This is a genomic window from Mesomycoplasma sp. (genome assembly GCF_056854695.1).
Genome location: NZ_JBXGGF010000007.1, coordinates 47,244 through 70,573, shown reverse-complemented (window position 1 = coordinate 70,573; position 23,330 = coordinate 47,244). Strand labels below are relative to the sequence as shown.

Annotated in this window: 7 protein-coding genes; 6 read left to right on the top strand and 1 reads right to left on the bottom strand. The window is 27.4% G+C overall.

All coding sequences use genetic code 4. The annotated features are described in order from the left end of the window. Positions 1-5: 5 nt before the first annotated feature. The 4 genes from yihA to ACJHWB_RS01845 all read left to right on the top strand — a co-directional run bounded on the left by yihA (position 6) and on the right by ACJHWB_RS01845 (position 9,199). A complete protein-coding gene (yihA, locus tag ACJHWB_RS01860) occupies positions 6-548 on the top strand; it encodes a ribosome biogenesis GTP-binding protein YihA/YsxC (RefSeq protein ID WP_483132812.1) in 543 nt (180 codons plus the stop codon). A gap of 279 nt (positions 549-827) precedes the next feature. Continuing rightward, positions 828-3,782, top strand: a complete 2,955-nt coding sequence (locus tag ACJHWB_RS01855; RefSeq protein ID WP_483132811.1) for a P97 family adhesin — start codon at positions 828-830, stop codon at positions 3,780-3,782. A 50-nt stretch (positions 3,783-3,832) separates the two neighbouring features. After that, positions 3,833-7,192, top strand: coding sequence for a P110/LppT family adhesin N-terminal domain (locus tag ACJHWB_RS01850; RefSeq protein ID WP_483132810.1), 3,360 nt, complete (start codon positions 3,833-3,835; stop codon positions 7,190-7,192). Between the two features lie 300 nt (positions 7,193-7,492). After that, positions 7,493-9,199, top strand: a complete 1,707-nt coding sequence (locus ACJHWB_RS01845) for a hypothetical protein (RefSeq protein WP_483132809.1) — start codon at positions 7,493-7,495, stop codon at positions 9,197-9,199. A gap of 62 nt (positions 9,200-9,261) precedes the next feature. Here the strand turns inward: ACJHWB_RS01845 and mip are convergent, their stop codons facing one another. Continuing rightward, entirely contained in the window at positions 9,262-11,292 is a 2,031-nt protein-coding gene (gene mip / locus ACJHWB_RS01840) for an Ig-specific serine endopeptidase MIP (protein ID WP_483132808.1), read from the bottom strand. Between the two features lie 282 nt (positions 11,293-11,574). On the opposite strand from mip, the gene ACJHWB_RS01835 reads away from it, so the two are divergent. Continuing rightward, a complete protein-coding gene (locus tag ACJHWB_RS01835; RefSeq protein WP_483132807.1) occupies positions 11,575-17,043 on the top strand; it encodes an MGA_1079 family surface serine endopeptidase in 5,469 nt (1,822 codons plus the stop codon). Between the two features lie 521 nt (positions 17,044-17,564). Then, on the top strand, positions 17,565-23,216 hold the full coding sequence (locus ACJHWB_RS01830) for an SGNH/GDSL hydrolase family protein (protein ID WP_483132806.1): 5,652 nt from the start codon (positions 17,565-17,567) through the stop codon (positions 23,214-23,216). Positions 23,217-23,330: the final 114 nt, after the last annotated feature.

The window sequence follows — 23,330 nt, the reverse complement described above, 5'->3', positions numbered from 1 at the left end:
AATTAATGTGAAAATTTATTAAATCAGCTGCAAGCCAAAAAGATTGATACCAAAGTGAACTAGAGCAATTTGCTTTAATAGGGCGTTCTAATGTTGGTAAGTCTTCATTAATTAACGCTCTTGCTAATAGTAAAATTGCTCGAGTTTCCAAACAACCAGGGCGAACCCAACTTATTAATTATTTTCAAGTCAAAAACAAAATAGTTATTGACTTACCAGGTTATGGTTATGCCAGACTAAGTTTAGAGCTTAAAAATAAAATTTCAAAAATGCTAGCTGATTTTTTTGAAAAAAACCAGCAACTAAGTGCTATTTTACTAATCATTGATGCTTCCATTGGTTTTCAAAGTCTCGATTACCAAATGCTTGATTACTTATCTAGTCTTGGTCATAAAGTAATCATCATTGGTAACAAGGTTGATAAAACCAATCAAAGCCAAAGAGCCAAATTAAATTCACAAGCTTATAAGCTCAACTTAGACATTGTCTTTAGCTCAGCTAAAAACAAAACTCAACTCGAAACTATTAAAGAAATTATTAACTATTAACTATTAATTTATAAATAAATAGTTAAAATTACAAAACATGAATAGCAACAAAGATATTCATGTTTTTTTATTTTCTTTATTAAAATTAATAATTATTAAAATATTAAGTGTATAATTATGTTAACTATTTTATCTAAATTTATCTAGAGTATATTTGGTAAAAGAAGTTAATTATTAAAATTAAATATTAAAAAAAAAAAAAAAAAGTACTTAAAAAAGTAATGTTTTTATTTTTTTAATATAGAATATATATTAAATTTTTAATACAAAGGATTTTGAATGAAAAAAAATTTAAAATATTTAATCATAGGAGGTACTGCGGTAGCTTCAGTAATTATTGTTGCTGCACCTATTGCTGTTGCTTCTAAAGCGGTTTATGAAGGCAATCCACTCGAAGAGGTAAATGCGGATCTTGGCAAAATTACTAATGCTGCATTTGCTCAGGGAACTTATAACTACAAAACTACTTTTGCTGATTTAAAACAAAAAGTTGAAGATGCAAAAAGTAAAAATTGAAATGTTGATGGTTTAATCAACTTCTTTGAAACTACACCAAATGGAGTATATGAAAAAGTAGATTTAACTGATGCTAAAATTGTAGTTTCTAACATTGTATCTAATGATGATTCACAAAGTTTTGATGTATTTTTCTATGTTGAATCAACAAAAAAACCTAAGTTTTCTGGTGCAACTACAGCTAAGTCAGATATTGGTAAGGCTACCATTTCATTTGGTTACAAACCAGATTTTGACATTGCAGCTTTTGCTCATGATGTAACTAGAAGTAGTTTTACAAAAGGTTCTGATGATCAAAACAAAGTTAACCCAGACTTGTTAACTGTAGCAAATAAAACTCTTGTTGAACTTACACCAGCTCAAGACTTTGAAGCCGATGTAAATATGGCTTCATCTTCAGACGATGCAATTGCTAAATTAAGTAAGTATTTTAATATTTCATCTATTTTTGATAAAATCAAAGGTGATGCAGAAAATCAAATCACTACTTCTGCGACTACAAACTCAAATGCAGATGCATCTACTACTACACCATCTGCTACTCAAGGAGCAAAAACTACACAAGATGCTAGTGTAACATCTAGTGAACAACGTTACAAAGTAACTTTAATTAAAGATCCAAATAGTGATAAATATGTTACATTAGTAAATAGTAGAAAATCAGCTAAAATTTTCTTACAAACAGAATTTAGCGATTCTTTCAAACAAAAATTTGAAGGATTAAATGGAATTGATTCAAAACATACTGATGTTTTAGAAATTCCTCTTGCAGGCGTATTTGCAAGTCCAGATGTTGCAAATCAATTTTCTATTAAAGAGTTTCAAGCAAGTGATTATTATACAACTCCAACTACAGGGGAAACAGAAAATAAAATTGATTTAAAGAAACAAAATGCACTTGATTGAATTTTCGCATATAATTCTTTCTTCTTTCCAAATAAAGCTAATAAAGATGCATATGCTAAAATTTATATTAATTCTTCACTTGAACAACCACTAAGTTTAAATAATCTTAGTTTTAAAGAAAAAGATGGAACACCTGGATCAGTTCAAGGTCTTGGTTTAAAAGCTATGTTCCACATTGATGGTGATTCTTTAGGATTAGAAAATAAAGGTGGTAAAGTTGTTGCAACTGCATCAGGAACTGTAACAGTATCTTCCCAAAACGATACAAAATTATTTACCAAAGATTTTAATTTAACATTAGACAACTTTAAGTCTTCTTATGCTGATTCTCAATTAACACATTTATTTACATCTGAAGAAACTGTTGCTACAGCAATGACTGTTGCTGATAAACAACAGCTTCTATTTCATAAAGATAAAAAAAATGGTGATGGAAAAATAGATTACAACTCAATTACAACAGCTTTAAACTCTAATAATCTTCAAGATGTTAAAAATTTATTTACTAACCCTACAACAACTAATGTTAGATTTTACAAAGGTGAGCGTTTAGCAGCTTTAACATCTGATTTTACATTACCAACTGATGAACAAATTAGAAATGAGTTTAGTTTAGATACTTCAAAAGTAAATAAAGAAAATGGTGTATTTAATATTAAATCTACATTTTTACCAACTGATTTGAGTGTATCTCGTTACTACTTCACATTAGCAAATAAAGGTTTAGATGTTGCTGCTAGTCAATTTTTAAAAGTTTTAGAAGCTGCTGGAATAGTTGATGCATCTAAAGTTAAGGAATTAGATACCACAAAACCTATTTTTAAACAATTGCAAAGTATTACTCTTAAAGATGTAGATGCTGAATCCGAGTCTAAAGGTCAAGGCCCTGATAATCGTATGAAAGTTTTTATGATAAATCAAGAGAACCAAGAAAAAGACATTTTATTACCTCAGTCAGTTTTAGTAAACATAAAAGATGATGCCGCTTATAAATTAATTGGGGAAAATCCAGATAGTGATTACCAAGTTTTAAAAAGCATTATAGAATCAAGTAGTGATGAGTTTGTAACAAATAGACTTGATGGTTCAAAATTAACATCATTTCAAAATGTTGCTCAACTTTTAATCGCAATGTATAATCAAGTTCATTTATTGTCTACTATAAATATTGGTTTTCCATTACTTCCAATTGGAAAAAATGTTAAATTAAATTATGGTATTACATTTATTGATGAGACCGCTGTTACAAAAAATAAATTAAATAATTTTAAATACCAATATACTTTGAGTTTGGTAGACAATAATGGTAATAATAAGCAAACACTATACTCATCTAAGGAAGATTCTGAACTACTTAAAAATATTAGTGTTAGTGATGGGGTAGAAGATGCTCAAGTTGTAAACTTAAACCAAATTACTAAAGGAATTTCTCCTATTTATAGTACTGTGTGAGTAAGTAAAGATGTATATGAAAAATTAAACTCATCCATAACCGCTAACAATGTAGTTGATAATGTTGAACTTACAAAATTAGGACTTAATGGTTTAAATGACTACTTAAAATCTATTGATTCAAATTTAACATTAAAAGGTGATACAACACCTGTTAGTGCTGATGCTGCATTTGGTAGATATAAAGTTTTAAGTTTAGTTTTAGCTCTAGGTGATAAAAAAGCAACACAATCTATTAAAATCTTTGTGTATCAACAAACAAAGAATAAAAGTTTAGATGATGAATTTTCTTTTGAAAAAAAACTAGATAATGATACAAACCCTTATAGTGTAGCTCCTAAAGCTCCAGTAAAAAAATAAAATTTTCTTTTATATAATTAATTAATACTTAACTTAAGGATAATATAATAATGATTAAAAAATTTCTAAATTGAAAAGGTGGACTAATTATAGGTGCAACATCAGCGATTGTAATCGCTGCGGTTGCTAGTCCAATAATTAGTTCAAATGCAATTACTGCCAGTTATAAGCAAAAATTAAATGAAAGAAACGATAATGAAGCAACCGCATTATTAGTTCAAAAATTTAATTTCACTTATAGTCAATTTAAAACAGCTATTCAAAATTTAACATTAAAAGACACTTATAAAGGTAAATTAAGTGCTTCATTAGCATTGAAATTGCATAATGATAAATCGTATGGTTTTGAATTAACTGATGCAATTGATTTTACAGATTTAAATAAACTAGATAGTAATATGGAATTTGAAGTACTTACTGATAGTGAAACTAATCCAAGTGGTAATTCGATTGATAAAGTTTATGTAATTGGTATTGACGCTAAAAATAAAATTCACTACAAGGCACATGGAACAATTAGCGGATTTGCTCCAGAAGATTCACAAGAAGCAAGTAGTTTATTATTTGATTCAGAAAAATCAAGTATTAAAGTTAATAAGGAAGTTAAAGATAAAACTGCAACTGCAGTTGCTCTTGAATTACAAAAACTATTTAGTCAGCAAATCGAAATACTAAAAACTAAATCAGCAAGTTCAACAATCAAAACTACAACCCCACCACAAAAAGGACAAAGTAATGAAACTACTTCTGCTGAAGGTGTGAAAAGTATTGTTGGTCCTACTCCTAAAGCAAGTGGTGCTACAGAATCAACAACTGATGCAAGTCAAACAACTATGTCTTCAGAAAAAATAGCAGAAGCTTTCAAAAGCGCTTTAATTGGTGTAGGAGGATTGAGTCTTAAAGATTCAAATGGTGATTTCACTATTCTTCCTGATTCATACTACATTGAACCAGTTGTTGATGAAAATAATCAATTAAGATTTAGTAATGTTGATAACATTAATCAAACATTATCAATTCATGTTAAGGTTTTTGATAAAAATAATAATTCCAAAGCTATATCTGAAACAACATTAAACTTTGATAATTTAGGTGAAACTAGCGAAGTAAATCAAGAAGCATTGATTAACTCTTTTAATTCTTCATATGAATTAAAACCTGGAATTGCAAAAGCTCTTAAAGCAGCTAATGTAAGTATTGCAGATGTTGTTTATGGTGATTCAATACCAGCGCAATTAAAAGAAATAGATGGGTTCAAAGATGAACAACACCCAAATGTTAAAGACTTTGATTTATGATTTGAGCCAGTTAAAACTCAAAAATTTGGAATTAGTTTAAAACCTAAATTTAAGAAATTTCATATTGCTATTGCACAAGGTGATGGAGTTTTAACCTCTGATGAAATTGATGCATTAAAAGCAAATCATTCACTTAAATTATCAATTACATATTCTCAACATAAGGAAAAAAATGAGGATAAATCAGATAAATTAATTCCACAAGGATTTAATTGAGTTGATAAATGATATTTCCAAGCAGGAACTAACTTAGTTGTAGATACTAGAAGTGAATTTATTAATCAATTGGTAGCTGACGCAAGTCCTATTTTAGCAGCTAGTTATTATAATTTAGGAACTCTTGTGGCTAAAACACTTGCTACAACAACTACAAATCAACAGTCAAATAATACTCAATCAGAAAGTTCTCAATCTGATCAAGCTTCAGTAAGTGTAGCTAAAGATAATCAAGTTTCTAGATTAGTTCTTAGAATTAGCTCAAAAGCTCCAATTTTATTTGCTAATCATTTAGATGCGGCAATTGATGCATTTAACAAAAATTACGCAACAAATACAGACTTAGCTCTTTCTCAATTAGTAACTCTATTAAACAGAAGTGGAGATGGTTCTACATTTAATAAAAAAACTTATGGTGAATATGTTAAAGAAACATTAACATTACTAAAAAGTCTTTTACCACAAAATGTAACAATTGCACTTAAAGGTCAGTTTAATAAAGAGTTTGGTAATTACATAGTTTTAGTTAAAACTATGTTTGGTAGCACAATTCTTAATACATACTCATTTATAATCGCAAATGTTAGTGCTCCAAACTATGCTTATGATGTGGCATCACAGTATGGAGCTAATGTGTTTGTTGATGCAACCTTTAAAAAATTAGTTGGAGTAATTCCAAAGTTAAAAGAAAATACTGAAACAAGTAAAAAAGTAACTAAAGCTACTTTAAGCTCAAGTTTATTAAATTATAATAATTTTGAGCAATCATTTAATACTAAAACTTCCGATCTTCAATTACCAATATCAACACCACCAAAAAAACCAGAAGAAATTACAGAAGGGGTTAAAGTATTAACAAGCAAAGGAATTCAAGCTTCAAATGCAGGTATTGCATTAAATAAAGGAAGTTTAACATTCTCATCTCCTACAACAAATAAAAGTGCTAAAACTAAAGTTGACACTACTTTAACTAATGGTACTTTATGATTTGCTTTTAAAGCAAGCGCTTTACAAGATAATTTTAAAACATACTTTTTACAATCCAGAAATGAACTTTCAGGAGGTATGGAAGGATCTGTAGGATTATTTATTCAAAAAATGCCTGCTGCAGATACAAGTATTTCATCTCAAATGGGTATTAAGCAACTAGATTCTATTAAAAATAATGTTTATGTTATTGGAATTACTTATAAAGATGTAAAAGGAAAAGAGTCTGATGCAGAAAAAGTTGATGGAGAACATAACATTGTTGCATTATTCACTGTCCCAACAAACAGTGAAATAAAAAAAGATAATAATAGAGTATTTCAATTAAAATCATCAGGTGCTGCAAATACAGGAAATGAATATAATAATAGTACATTTAAAAATAAATTCTCTGGTAATGTGTACTATAGTGATTTTATTTCTAAAGCAAATAATGATGATCCTACATTATTATTAGAAATTAATATTAAGAATCTTCCTGATCCAAATAAAGCAACTAATATTAATAATATTATTAATTTTAGTCTTTATTCATCTGCTATTAAAGATCCATTAAACAATTCAATTCAATCAGTGTTTACTCAACCAGTTTATGTAACTGATGTAACAAAAAAAGCTACTTCATTCATTAGTAGAGGGATTGATTTTGGTAAAATTGGTGATGATACTTCTAATGAACATAATTATATAACATTTAAGGCTATGGCAGTCTTTAAAGATAATGATCAAAATGGCGTAACTCAAAATGAAGAAGTGCGTCGTAAAATTGCAAAAGCATTTATTGATCAATACTTTAATGAAAACGAAGTTGTAGTCACTCCTAAGAAAGTGGTTGATCCGGCAATTATACCAACACCAAAACAAACCACAACAGATACACTAGCTACTTTTGATGAATTAAAATCCTAATTTTGCCAGTGTTCAAGATCAAGGGTGACAAAAAAATAATCTCAATTAACTAAACAAAAAATTCTTATTATTAAAAATTAAACAAAATTTTTATATAAATAATAATCTTTTTAAAAAACACAAATGAAAAAAACATTTGTGTTTTTTTATTTTTAATAAGATATAAAATATTTTTTTCTTAACAAAAAAAAAAAAAAAAATGATATTATTTTATTGACTTTTAAATACTATAGCTATAATAATATAGTTAAATTATTTAACAAAGTTTAAATTTAAATTATTTAGAAAAGGAGTTTATATATGAAAAAAGCATCATTGAAAAAATTGTTTGTCTTATTATCTGCATCAGCAATTGCTTCAGTGGGAGTTTTATGACTTACTCAAAGTAAACAAACAAATAATAATGCAACAAATTATAGTGATAGCAACAATTGAAGTACTCAATCTTTTGATTCTTCAACTACACAACGTTTGGCCACTGCCTACTTTAACAAAACATATTTTAGTGGTGGTAAATCATTTAATTATGTTGATGTTACCTTACCAATCGAACAAAACGAATTAAGAGACCTAAACCAAGGTTATATTTTTATTAGTTTTACATTTTCACATCCAAATGCAGCTCAAGACAATGTTATGTATTTAGGTTATAAAGATAAAGTTGAAGAAGTTACTGAAAGTATCTTACCAACACAAATATCAATAGAAAACGGAAAATACAATGATCAAAACAAAACTTATACATTAACAGTTAAGTTTTCAGGATTATATGCTTGGGACCTATCTAATTTTAAATTCCAATTAGGGCTTGATGGTAGAGAAATTCAAGTTAAACCAACAAAAAAACCATCTCCACAAACACAAACAAGATCATCAAGAAGTAAAAGATCAGTAGTAGGAGAAGATAGATCAGCAGTAGTGCCTGCACAAAAATCTAAAGGTAAAAAAAGAGTTCGTCGTGGGGCTCCTAAACCTGCTCCGGTCATTACAAAAGACCTAGACTCAATGAGTGACAATGAAGTGCTTAGATTGGCTCAATCTGTAGAACAATATCATGCACCAGCTAGACCAAAAGTATCCTTACCAACTGCCGCACCAGCCAAACCACAATGAAAATCATCTCTTTCAGATTTTAAATTCACTCCTGTTTACCAAACTCGTAGTGCAGAATTTAGAACTACTAACCACTACAAACCTAATAGATATGTAACTTTTGGTGCTACAAATGAATATCTTGATGTTTTAGATCATAGTCAATGAACTGGATTTGTTCCTAACTTAAGACTATATCAAGTAACTATTCCTAATGAATTTAGATTCTCAGAAAATCCAGAAAGAAGATTTTATTTAAATATGAATGTTCAAGAGGATAATAAAACTAGCAGCGCTTCATATATAGTTGATGGAAAATCAGCTACATTAATCACTAATTATTCTAATAAAAGTGATATTAGTATGTACACTGATACCTATAAGGCAGATGATGAAAAAGGATTCATTAGTTTCCAGATACTTTTAGGCAATAGATTTGATCCTTCTAAAACTAGATTAACAATGTCATTTACTGGATTTAGAGATGGAACATACTTTAGAGTATCAGGACGTGATGCAAAAGTTCAAACATTAACCAAATGACAACAAAATGAAGTTTGATCAAGGGGAACCTGAAACCAACATGTTACAATTAAAAATAATTCTAATAACAATTTAGAAGGTAAAGAAGTTATAGTTAAACTACAACACATTGATACACCTGATGTTACTTTGAAATATAAAGTTAAAGATGGAAAATTATTACCTGAAGGAAGTGTAGACAATCTTGTTAAATTTGGTATCCACAATAATAACAAACCTATTATTGTTAAACAAGGTAAAGATTTTGGATTCTATGTTCAATTAAGTAGTTTATTTGACCCAACTAAAGCTGTTATAACTGTAACTTATAATGGAAAACAACAAGTTGTAAATATGCCTAACTTCTGAAAAATGTTTGACAAAAGATACTAATTTAAATTACACAATAAAAAACACCCATTTGTGGGTGTTTTTTATTGTTTTTAATTTATTTTTTATTCAATTATTTTATTTCTTTTTTTATAATCCCAATTTAAACCTTTATTAAATAAAGCGGTTTTAAAACCAAAATCATCATGATGCATTTGTCTTAGTGCTGCTAAATAACTTTTACGCTGATCAGCAAATCCGCCATAAATAACATCGTAAGCTGGTAAGTTATACTTGCCATAATAACCTTTATAATCAAAACCACTAGAATACAAATTAGTAATTACACTAGTAGATGATTTAGAGTCAGAACCAGCAAAAATGCCATAAAGTTTATCTCCAATATAAACTCCTGATCCACTAGCTCCAGGAGCTGTAACATAATTATCAATATGAGTGGTTAGTCCTGTTCAAAAATAATGTTGTTTTAACATTTTGCCATCTTTTAAATATGGAACATCCAAGGTTTGTTTCCCAAAAACTGGGGCAGTTATTAAAATATCACTAATTCCTGGTCGATTAACAAAATTGCGATAACCTCAACTTGTGGAAAAGTCACTACCACCAGCTAATGATTTTCAATCGATGAATTGATTATTAGCTATTTTAGAATATAAATCAACGTTTTTGTTAATTCAAGGTGAGCGCGCTAACTCTGGATCTTTAGTTGATTTTGGATACTTATCATCCTCAGTTAACTTAAGACTAGATTCATATCTAAATTGAGGAAAACCTAAAGCATAAAATGGGTTAGGTGGTAGTTTGTAATAATCATCTCCTAAAACATCTGTTTTATCTAGTTTATTAACTAATTGTTCATTATAAAAATCTTGTGTAATTGATTTAGCTTGTTCTTCTGAATCAAAGGTTACTTCAACTATACCAACATCAAGAGCTAACTTGAAATCTTGAATTTCTTTTTGTTTACTAATATCTGGTAAATTAAAATTAAAAAAATCAGTTCCAATTAAAACAGTTCTAATATTCATCTTACCTGATGGTTTGCGTCCAAGATAATAATCTTGGTTATCCAAACCATTGTTGTGGACCCCATTTTTGTCACGAACTACTATAGAAGTTCTTGTGTAATATTTAGGATCATCAAGTGTAGGTGGAATAATTTTATCTGTTTTAGTATTGCTATTAAGTTTGATAATTTCTAAATCTCAAGTATTTGTTTGCAAATCATCAGGATTATAATTATCAAGAGTCCCTCAAAGTCCGTTTTCTTGATAGTTGTTAGCAATTTTTAAATTTGAAATCACATGACCCGCAGTAATAAAATATCAAGTTTTAGGATACGAACCATCTGGCTCAATTTTATAATCTAAAATAGTAGCACTTCCTTGATGAGTGTTAACATACCTTACCAAAGTAGCTGGATCACTATCGACATTAAGTCTTGTACCATCTCTATAAAAAAAAGAAACAGAGCGCTTAGCTAAATTTTGATAATTAGGATTAGCTAAAATTCTTGGTAAACCACTTCGGTTTGGCCCACTATTATTTTGTCCTCATATCATTACTCCAGGAAATTTTTTATTAGTTGCAACTAAATTAATATTTAGACCATCAATTTTTCCCTGATCTATATGAGGTAAAGAATAAAATCTTTTTTGAGCATTTTCATAAAGCATTTGTCCAGCATCTTTTGCTTTTTTATCAATTTCTTTTAAAGTTGTAGCATCAAATTTATTTGGTTTGTATTGGCTTTCAAGTTCAAGGAAGCTTGGTAAGTCTTTTTTGTTATAGTGATACTCAAAATTATCACCATAATCATTTCTATAAGTGGTAATGTCTTTATCTGGGTGATCAAGATTATAATAATCTTTTTTAACTCGTTTACCATTTTGAAATAGTTTTGCTAACTCCAAATAACTTTTTTGATCATTTGGATTTTCCAACTCGTCATCGTCATCATCACTATTTTGTTCAAAATTATCTTTTGACTTATTTTTAGGTTCAAGATTAGTTGATTTTTGATTATTTGTGATTGATGGTATTTTAGTACCATCATTTAATGGTGCTCCTGCAGAATTACAAGCCATTAGTGTTAAAATAGGAGTTAATAATCAAAGTAATTTTTTTTTATTCATAATTTGGTATTTTTCAAAAACTTAACTATATTATAATTAAATAAAACTTTAAAATGTATAAATTTATAACCAGCTTATTAAAATGTTGTTATTTTGTGACAAAATAATTCAAAGTTCAAACTAATAAAAATTAGTTTGCAAAAAATAGATATAAACTCAGTGGAATTTAGATTTTAATTCTTAGTTTTAGATTTGTTATAATTAAATATATTAATAGATAAGGGAATTATTTAATTTGTGAAACAATATATTTGAAATAAATAAATTAAATAATAAAAAAATATGAGCAAATTTTTTAAAAAGAAAATCATTATTCCTTTAGTTACACTACCAATTATTGCAACATCAATTGGTCTTGGTGTGCATTTTAGTAAAAATGGGTCAATTTCTAATCATAGAATTTCTGATGCTTCTGAAATCAAAACTATTTTAACCAATTCTAACTCAGATGTTCCCACTGATTTAAAACAATATTTATTATCTGTTGTAAATCAAATTGATGAAAATAAAGAAATTGATATTAAAAAAGTTGCAGACACACTTAAAAAATGAGCCCAAATTAATGATTATTTGAGCAAAATTAAAAAAACTAATTTTAGTCAAAATTACACCAACTTTTTACAACAATCCTTAAACTTAAGTGTTACTTCAATTGAAAGTCAAAAAAATAGTTTAGAAAAAGATATTGATAAAAATGATGCAACAGGTTTGCACCAGCTAATTAGTAAATCAGATGAGATTAGTCAAATTGAGCAGTCTTTGTCCAATTTTTATACAAACGGTAAAAAATTTGAACAAGATTACAAACAAATTCAAGATATTTTAGATAATCCCAAAACTGCTCTAAGTCAATCTAGTCGTAAAAATTTAGAACTCAATTTAATTAATGATTTTAGTAAAAATCAAAATTTAAAAGATTTTTTGAACAAAGTTAGTAAAATTGAATCTTTAGCTCAACAAATTGTTGCAAAACAAGGTCTATCTAGTTCAAAAGATAAAATTGACATTGATGATCTTAGCACTTTAGAAAACTCACAAAATCCAAATGTTGGCGAACTTAAACAACTAGTGAGTAATCTGGATTTAAAATCAAGTTCTACACTTAAAGAGATTCAAAAAACTAAAAATGATGCAAAATTAAAAATAAATAATTTAACATCATTATCTTTTGAATTTAAAGATGCTTTTAAACAAAAAGTTAATGATACTGATGATTTAAATGCAATAACATCATTTGTTAATCTTGCAAGTCAATATAATGATGTAGCTAGTAAACTTATAGATTTGGTACAAATGTCTGAAAATATAAAAACTACATCACAATATAACCTAGCAACTAACAAAACCAATTTTGATAACATTTTTAACAAAGCACAAAATGCTTTAAATAGTGATCTAAAACTTAATTTAAACAACAATTACTTTTTAGAAGCTCAAACAACTATTTCTAATTTAGAAGCTACAATTTTAGATCTAAAAACTGCTTTGGCCAATTTAAATGGCCAAGCCAACAATCAAAAAATTAGTGATTTTAAAGCGGAAGTTGAACAAAAATTAAAAGTTGATTTTCATCCAGGTGTCAACAAATATGATTTAAAAAAATTAATTTACAGTGCCAATGTCGATACTGAAACAAAACCATTTTTGCTTACAGAAAATGATATCGATGGTGTTAAATTAGTATTTTTAAATTCTAAATTAGATGATAACAATATTAATCAAATACATTTGATTTATCAAGCTACTAAAATTTCAAATCCCAAAATTACTGCTCAAATTGATAAAACAATGACTTTTGATAATGACTTTAACGATGTTATAGCAAAAATTCAATTTAGTACTCTAGACAAACTATTTGAAATCGACTATGATAGACTAGCTAGTTATAGCTCATCTCAATTCGAACTTAAAAAAGCAGAAATCGAATCATCATTTGTTAATAAATTAAATAATGTAGATGGTTTTTTTACTTATAAAATTAAAAAAGGTTCTCTAACTAAAACTAATGACAAAAAAATTAGTTTATCAGTTGATTTTTTTGTCAACCAAAAACAGGTTAAAGAATTAACATTAGAAAGTGCTAAAAGTATTAGTTTTAAAACAAGCGAACCAGAAGCAGATTATTTTCGTGTTTCAATTGAACCAAGCGAACAATTTAAAAACTCGTTATATTACAAAGAACCAGATAAGTGACTTAGAGAGAATCGCAATTCATTTAGTAATCAAAGTCAAAAAAATTTATTTGATAAATGATTTGTTGCAACTATTTTTAAACCATTAGAAAATCTTGTAAAATCTAATAAATTTGGAAACAAAACTTTAGCTAGTTCTATTTCAAGTTTTTACTCAAATAAAAATGCTAAAAATCTAACTATTAATGAAGTTAAAGATGTTTTTAATCAATTATTAAATGACAATGCTAAAGATATAATTAAAAATTTGTTTGATATTGAAAAACCAGAAGATGTTCAACTTAGTTTTAAAAATTGAAGTCAACAAAATGATAACTCAATTCAATTTTACAATGTAGATTCAAAAGTACCTACTGATGCTCAATTTAAGTTTGAAGTTCAAAAAAATGGACAAACTAAAGAAATGGTTGTTAAAATCCCAACTTGAGCAAATGACAAGCGTGACTTAGATTATGATTTAGCCAAAGCCCTTAGTTACATCGAACATAAAAACACAAACCCTGATCTTGATGCAGAGTTAATTTGAGATCATACAACTTTTAAAGATGGTGCAACTAAATCACATAGTGATTACAAAGCTTCTGATGCTATTGAGGCCCTAACCGATTCTTATAATTTTCCTAAAATTGGAGATTATCAAATTTATCCTAAATCATTAATTTGATATAGAAATTTTGTAAATTCAAATACAGGTGCTTTAGCAAACGTGTTTTTTTGAATTAAAAAAGATGGACAAGACGTTAAGTTTGAAGATATCAAGAGTAATTTAGAAAACTTTGAAGAATATCAAAATAAATTTGCCAAAAAAATAAATTATTTCGAACCTCAGTACTATACAGACATCAAAACTCAAAATCGAAACAAATGATTTGAAGTAGCAGATTTTAGCTCTAACCAAGATCATAAAGATATTGACAATGCAGACAAAGCGATTATTGATAAAATCAATAGCACTAATTTTGAACTTCGCAAGGCAGATGGTGCAATTATAAATAAAAAAGCTACAAAATATTCTTTACTAGATCCAAAAGACATTGTAGACCAACATGCTTTTGCAGCTTTGAATTATTTACTAAAACTCAAATCAAATACTTTAACAAAAAATAGTCCTGATGTAAAATCTAGTGAAGAACAACAAGCTCAAAAAGCAGCTGAAGCTAATCATGATAATGCTGAATTCAAAGACAAAGATCAAGTAAAAGATGGTTTAAAAGATTCCAAAGGTAATATTATTGAACAAAATAGCAATCTTGTTGCAAATAATAATGATTTCTATAAATCTACAGGCAATATTTCTGTAAATGGTGATGTTTCTAATAATATAGATGTAAGTCGAATAACAAAAAAATATTTTATTTATTTTTATGACGTGCAGTTAGTTAACAATAAACCAGATTCTATTTCATTTAAATTAGGATTTATTGACAAAAATAATACTAACAAAAGATATACAAATGCAAGTAAAACAATCACTTTAACTAACTTAAGAAATGATTTTAAATACAACTTATATCCACAAATCATTTTAAATCAAATCAAACTTAGTGATTTTACAATCAATAATCCAACTAATTTGACAACAGCTCAACAAATTCAAAATCAAATTCATTGACTCAAAACAACAATTAATTACAATAATTTTGATTTTTATACAAACAAAATTCAAGTTGCAGATGTTGTTGTTCAAAATAACGAACAAAGACAAGGTCTATATATTAAATTCAAATATACTGATCCAACAACTCACAAAACTGTTATTGGAAATAATTGATATAAAATAGCAGATGCGAGTTCAAATACCTTTTTTAAAAAAGAATTTAGTTTTGAAAACCCAAATCTTCAAACTATTTTCAACTCTAGAGATTCAATTGAAAGAACTAGAAAACTAGAATTTTATTTTAAAGATCAAAGTTGAAGTTACAATTCAAGTGATCAAAGTGCCCATTGAGTTTTAAAAGAAAAATATCTAGATAAAACATTTTTAAAAAATAATTCTGTCAAACGTAAAATTAAGTTAACAATTTTAGGTGATACTTTAATTCAAGATGATTTTAGGCTATCTAGATTTATCAATAGACAAGCAATCATTGGTGATTATTCAAAACCTTATACAGTTGAAATCGATTTTGATAAACTAATGAGTCAAAAAAGTCAAACCGTGAGTTTCACAACACATCCATACTCAATCAACACCAAAAAACAAGCACCAGCACTCAAACTTGATTTAATCGCAACATTATCGGCTCAAAATGATATTGATTTTACACTTAGATTAGAAGAGTCATCTAATAAATTAATAGTTGGTAATCCTTATTTTTATACACTAGCTACTCCAGTAATTTATGCCAACAACTCTGCGCGTTATGGCGAATTTGATAAAAATAAGGCTTTTATACTTAACTACTATGGAGCAAGTGTTGAAATTAGCTATACAAATTCTCTTGAGCATGAAGAGTTTAATACAGGTGCTTTAGAAACTAATCAATTTAACTACAATGAACTTGATTTTAGTCAAGAAAATCAACCAATAAGCTTTTATACTCCAGAATCAATACTCAACTCTGATGAGTATAATCCAAATCAAAATGTTAATTACGAACTTCACAATGGTTACTTAATGGACCAACAATATATTCACAAAGGTTGAAAAACTAATGAATTAGTTCGTGAGGCCAGAGCTAGAGAATTTGCTTTTAGCTTCGGTTCAGGAACAGAACTTGCTAAAGTAAGTAACGATCCAAAAGATTTACGTTTTTATGCCATTTCAAATAGACATATTGTCAAAGTTGATAATTGAAATGATCTAAGAACTCAAGTTGGTTATCAAGGTCGAAATTACTTTACCAAACCTTCAAGCCGATTCCAAAATGATGTGGAAGCTGGATTTTCATATTGAGGCGGAGCAGAAGTTGGCAATAATATGAAGTTACAAGTTATTTGAACCGGTATTAATCAAACTAATAAAGATGGTAAAACTAGTGAAGCTGGCAGAGAAAATATTGATGCAACAGTATTTTCTTTTGATGCCAACATCATGATTGATCAAGCTCGTAAATTAGGAAAAATGGGACTTATTAAGTGGTTTGAAGACTTGGCCAAATTGCCAGATGTAAAATTTAATACTAGTTGAGAAAAGCAAGGCATTAGTCTTAACTCAGATGTGCGCAAATATGCTATTATTGGTTTCCCATATGGTAAACAAGCTGGATATTATCTTAATAGGATTAAAAATGCTCAAGCCACAACTAGTTTATCCCATATTAACAATTATGTGCAAACTTTTTATAATGCAGGTAACTCTGGAACAGGTATACTAGGTGATGGTCATGAGTATATAGCAACTATTAACTCAGGTATACCACTAACTGGTTTGCAAGGTTGAAAATACGATACTCCAGAATATAATTATTTTGGAGTTAACTTCAATGGTCAACACCCACTTGATTTGAAAAACACTTATTCCTTGTCAGCTGAAATCCTTAGACGTCATTTAGAACATCCACTGGATTATAAATTACCGTGATTTTTAAATAATTTTAAAGGTTACACAAAAAAATAAAAAAAATGAAACCTAAGTTATTTTTAGGTTTTGTTTTTTATTTATTAATTGGATTTACGACTAATAAAATTAAAAAATGCAATTATTGTAATTTTTTGGTATAATTTCTTAAAAGTACGTTATGAAGACAAATATTGTGAAAGTTTGAAATGCTTTAAAAACATTTATGCGCCGCATAAGTGATCAAAGCAAACAATTGTATTTTGATGCAATTGAATCTTTCAAAAATGTCTTCGAACCAAAAGTATCTAAGATTTTCAAATATCAGATTAATAAATTTTGTCTTTTTTTAAATTTAAAAATAAAAGAAACTAAACAAGCTTTAGTCTTTTATTTTTTTATTTTTAACAAACATTTTTATTTTCAATTCCGTCACAGTATAACTAAATAATTGTTTAAAAGCAATTATATATAAAATAGACTTTTCAACTCAATTGTTTACAATTAGTTGAGTTTTTACTTATTTGTAGATATTAGTTTAATTATTCAAATAATATGTAGTTATACACAAGGAGCTAATTATGAAAAAAAGCTTTATTTTAAATAAATCAATTAAGAGTTTAGTTGGAACAGCAGCGATATTGGGAACATCAGTTTTTGTCATAACTGCTTGTCAAATTAATCAAAATAATAGAGAACATTTCTCTAGTCAACTTAATTCAACTCGTGAATTACAAAAAAAATTACTTAATAAAGTAAATTATTTAGCAATTGGAGATTCTGTAACTGCTGGTTTTAACTTAGATAGTAGAATTGACTCACGAGGTAATTTAGAAGATGGTCAAGTTAGTGGGTTATCATATCCAGCTTTTTTTGCAAGATTTTTGCAACAAATTAAACCAGATTCTCTAGTTAGTTTTGATAATTTAGCTCTTTCTGGAACCACAGTTAAAAACTGATTGTATTTACTTGAACCTACAAATAAAGAATATGCAAATTATGATAAAACATTTTTAAAATATGCTCACAACATTGATGCTAAGGTAAATTCTCCTTATGGTCAACAAATTAGTGATGTTTTTGGTAACTTTAGTGCAAATGAGTATCCTAAATTTATCAAAAAAATTCAAGATGCTAATTTGTTAACTTTTACTTTAGGTGCTAACGACTTATTTCAATCTTTAAATTTTTCATACTTAACTAGTTTATCAGACAATAATTTAGCTTCTAAAACAGTTATAGCTGAGCAAGTTCAACGTGATGTAGCTAATGCACTCGAACAAATTAAAACTAATTTAACTAAATTAGTTGAAAAAATAAAGAAAATAAACCCTAAACTTAGAATCAATATTTTAGGTTATCAAGATTTAAATAGCAGTGCAATTAAATTTGTTGGTTATTTACTCAAAAATGAATTAGGTTTTTCTTTAGATTTTGGAAATAGTGTTATTACTAAATTAAACAGTTATATTAAACAAGTGGCTTTACAAGAAGAAATTAACTATATAGATCCTTATGATCAAACTGATTGAAAAAATAACAAAATTTTTAGTGTAGACTTTGATATCCACCCTTCTGCCAAAGGATATAAAAAAATGGCACAAGCTTTACTTTATAAGTTGGCTTTGGATCAAAGTGACATTTTTAATTTAAAAGGTGTAGATGTTGATTTTTTACAAAAAAATAAAAATGATTACACTCGTGTTTTAGATATAGCTTCAAATCAAGACATTATCAAAGAAGTTAATGATAAAACTGTACTTGAAACATCAGATTACGAAGCTCAAAATCAACAAAAATTAGCATCTTATCAAGCTAGTGCACAAAATATGTTTGTAGCTTTTTTAGATACAGATAGTGTTATTGAGAAATGAATTGTTAACTTATTGTCTAAAAGTGGTGATTTTCAATCAATTGCTAAAGTATTTTTAAAACAAAATACAACAGATGCTTGAAATAAAACTAAGGAATTTCTAAAAGAATTAGCTCAAAGTCCAATTTTAAATCAAATTCTTCAAGCTTTACAATCTTATATCAAAGAAGTTCAAGATAGTAATACTTGAGATAAAATTACTTTTGAATCTGTTATTGATGGTATTAGTCGTAAATTTTTATTAGAAGGTGGATTACCAGCTCTTATTAATTTTGTACTCAACAATGATATCGTTTCTCAACAACCAGAAGCATTAAAGCAAGCATTATTTAAAACTGTGTTTAGCAGTGCATCTATTCAAAATCGTATTTTATCACTTTTTAGTGATGAAAATTCTGATAATTCTGATTGAAGAGTTATTTTTGAATTTGACTCTACTAGACTTTTGTTTACCAAAGTTTTAAACGAGTTGTTAGACAATGGCAAAAATTATAAATCTTCAACTAATTTTGCTGATTTGGTTACAAACTTTGTTAAAAATGATGCTAACCAAAGTTCGATTATTAGTTTTGTTCAAAACTTTACTACTGATGCACTTAAACAACATGTATTTACTACTTTATTAGTTAATTTAATAGATAGAAAAGCGCACTTAGACTTGAGTGAACAAGACAAAGATGGCATTAGTTTAGCTATGCTTGGTTTAGCAGAGAATATTACTTCTACTAAAACTTTTAAAAATTTAGCAAAATCTATAGCTATTAGTTTAACAAATAGTTTAAAAACAATTAATTCCAAATTTAATAAGGAAAAATTAAGTCAATTATTTATTTCAACTTTAGCAACAAGTTTTAAAAATTTCTTTAGCAACAAAGAAAATCTACTTGTATTAGTTCAAGACTTGCTACAAAGTCAATTAAATGAGAATCAAGTAGAGATTTTATCTAAACTTTTACAACGTTTAACTTCTGTTATTTCAAGTTTAGATTTATCTACCTTTTATAGTTCTGAAGCTAAAAACTATAGTGTTGTAAAAGTTCTTTTTGATAGTGCCAAAGAATTTTTGCAACAAAATAGCTTTGCACAAATTAATGAGTTATTTACTACTGCTTTAAAAGATTTTTTCATTACTCACCGCGACAAATATAGCAGTTCTATCGACTTTGATAGTTTTGTATTCCAATTGGTTGCTAACAATTCCGATAAAATCAAAGACATTATTTATAAATTCTTGATCAGTCAGGGTGAAAAAGATGACTTTAATAATGCAATCTCAACTCTTTTAGCTGGCTTTTTAGACAAATATAATTATTCACAAAACACCAAAAACACTATTTCTAAAATTATTACAGCCATTTTAGAAGATTTTGCAAAACACAGTTCAAGCAATAATAGTCAAGATAACATTATCACTTTATTATTAGATCAATTCACTTTACAAATGAAAGACTATGTTGCTACAAATTACAACAAACAAGATCAAGCAAAAGATGATTATAAAAAAACTGATAATCAACAAGAACAAACTAAATATGCAGATGAATATTTAACTTTACGTAGTAAGTTGAATTTTGATGATTTTTTAGCTAAATTTGCTCAAACAACTATAAAAAATTCAAATTTTTTATATAGCGCACTAAAATCATTTGCTCGTATTTTTGAAAATAATACTAATATTAAAGAGCAAATTACTACAAATGAATTAGCAGATGCTATTTTTGATATTTTAAAATCACAACCAGTATTAGAGTTTTTTAAAAATAGTATTCCAGCAGGTAGTGATTCAACCTTAAGAGAAGAACTTTCAAGTATTATTAGTAAATTCTTGAGCTCTGAACAGTTGCATGAACTTTTAAAAAGCGGTATGGAGTTTATATTTAAAACTTCAAATCTTAATCAATACCAATCCCTATCACAATTGTTACTTGGATTTTTAAAAGAAAAACGTGATTTAGTTGATAAAGCTATTGCTATCTTTATTGGTACTGATGAAGCTTCCGGTGATCTTAATAATATTTTAGATAAATTACTTAAGGCTAATTGAATTACATTAAGCTCAACTGATTTATCAACATTACAACAAATAATCAAAGATTTTGCTCATAAAACACGCCAAGCTATTGAGACCAAAACTGTAGGCGTTTACAAACCATTAACAATTAATGCTGTAATTAATTTTGTGATTACAAATTTATTTAGTGATAATCCACAAGATTTTAATAATGGATTAATTGATTTAGTTTCTAATGTTGTTTATGATATTAGTCATATTTATTTTAAAGATTCACAAACCTCAGATTCTTCAGTTCCAGCAGAATCTAATAAGGTTGATGGACAAAAACTATTATCTTTATTAAAAGGATTTTTAAATAGTGATTTTGCAACTAGAACATTTAATGAAAAGTTTGGTGAAGATCAAGGTAAAAAAATTAAAGATTTAATTACATTTTTCCTTAGTACAAATGGCACAGAGAAATTTGTAACTGACATTTTTAAATTAATTGCAAAACAAGATGTTACTGAAAGCAAATCAGTATTTAATATTTTAAAAGATGTTGTAAATGATTCAGAATTCCCAAATATTCTCGTTACTTTTATTAAATCTATTCCATTAAACGAACTTTCAAGCAAACTAAAACCTATTTTTAGTAAAATATTGGGTGTTGAACTAAGTGATGCTCAAATTAATTCATTTTTAAAATGAGCTAAATTGATTTTGACAGACAATATTGACGGTAAAGTTCACAACTATACTGATACCAATGATTTAATTAAAACATTTGTACAGATCTTTAAAACATTATTTGAACAAAGAGCACAAAATAAAAATTTTGATTTTACAGAATTAAAAAGACATTTTGTTGATGAATCATTTATAGTAAACTTTATAAAACAATTAGCTGCTACTTTTAAAAATGGTGAAGGTGAGGATAGAATTAATGAAGAAGATAAAAGAAATATTGGGAAATTAGTTGTATCTGTTCTAAATTCTTCTTTTATTAAAAACACTATTGATAGTATTGATTTATCTAGCCTTCAGATATATTTGGGAAATGAATTTGAATCAGATTCCCAGCAAATAAAAGAATTTATTAAGACTCTTATTTCTCAACCAGGGAATGCAGATTTTATTGTAAGTGTTTTAAATGAAGTGGGAATAAATATTGATTCTTACAAAGATGTCACAAGTGTTATTGATCTTTTAAAGAAAATTATTTATAAAAATAAGGATGTTATTACAAAGTACTTGTGGCAGATTATTGATTATGCAGTCAATAATAATGATATGAGTAAAATTTTTTCCAAAATTATTGCAAGTCAACTAAAATTAACAAATATGACAGAAGATGATTACAATAAAATTGGTAATTTCTTAAAAGCTTTAGTTGATCGTGGTAATAAATCAGAAATTGTTTTAAAAATTTTAAATTTATTTGTAGATAAACTTGGACAAACTCAGGCACAACAATTTGATGCGAACTTTTTCTCTACAACCTTTAATTCTATTTCAAGTTCTCAGGTTTTTGACTTCGACTTTGTTGTTAAAATAGATAATGATTTAAAAAATAGCACTTCGCAAAGAGAATGACAAAAAATAGACAACAAACAAGAAAATACCTTATTAACTGCCAATATTTTTGCTGAATTTTTTGATATTATTTTAACAAAAGCACCAAGATGAAATTCTAATAAACAGAATGAAGGTTCTATAATATTACGAGGACTGAATAATATAACATATACAGGAATTGATTATGCTGCATTAATTATAGGTGGAGAAGGTGCTAAATCTCAACAAACACAATTGTCATCGATAGCTAACATATTTTGAAGAGTTTATTCAAGTTTAGGTCATGAAAAAATTACATATGATAATTTCAAAAACACTCCAGCAGGAAGAACATTATATCGTTTAATGTTTTTAACATTATTTTATGCTTGGGAATCACAATTTAAAGGCGCTTGATCTATAACTAAAAATTCAGGGTTTTATGGTAGTTTGTTAAATTCGTCTACGGCGAGTGGTAAAATTTTTGCAGCATTAAAAAACGCAATTCCTAAAGGTTCAACTAATAAGTCTGAATATGATAATTTTGTAGACCAATTGCATGGTGAAGCATGAAACAAAGAAGCTACAAAAGGTTGAGGGTGATTTAAAACTAAAGGTGATTGATACAATCAAAATAATGTTAAACCTAGTGATATGTTAACTATGATTTTTTACAATGAAAGTCCTAACCCTTTTACAAACACAACTACACACAAACCAGCTAAAGAAGAAGAACCAACACTCAAAGATCAAATTTTAGAGCAAATTCGTAAAGGTTCTTTTGAAGGTTGAGAAAACAAGAATTCATAATTTCCAAACTAATAATAAAGTTAAATTTATTATTAGTTTTTTTTAAAGATAAATACAAAATAACTCCAAGAGAAATAAAACGAATAATAAGCAAGTTTTAAAGGAAAAATATGA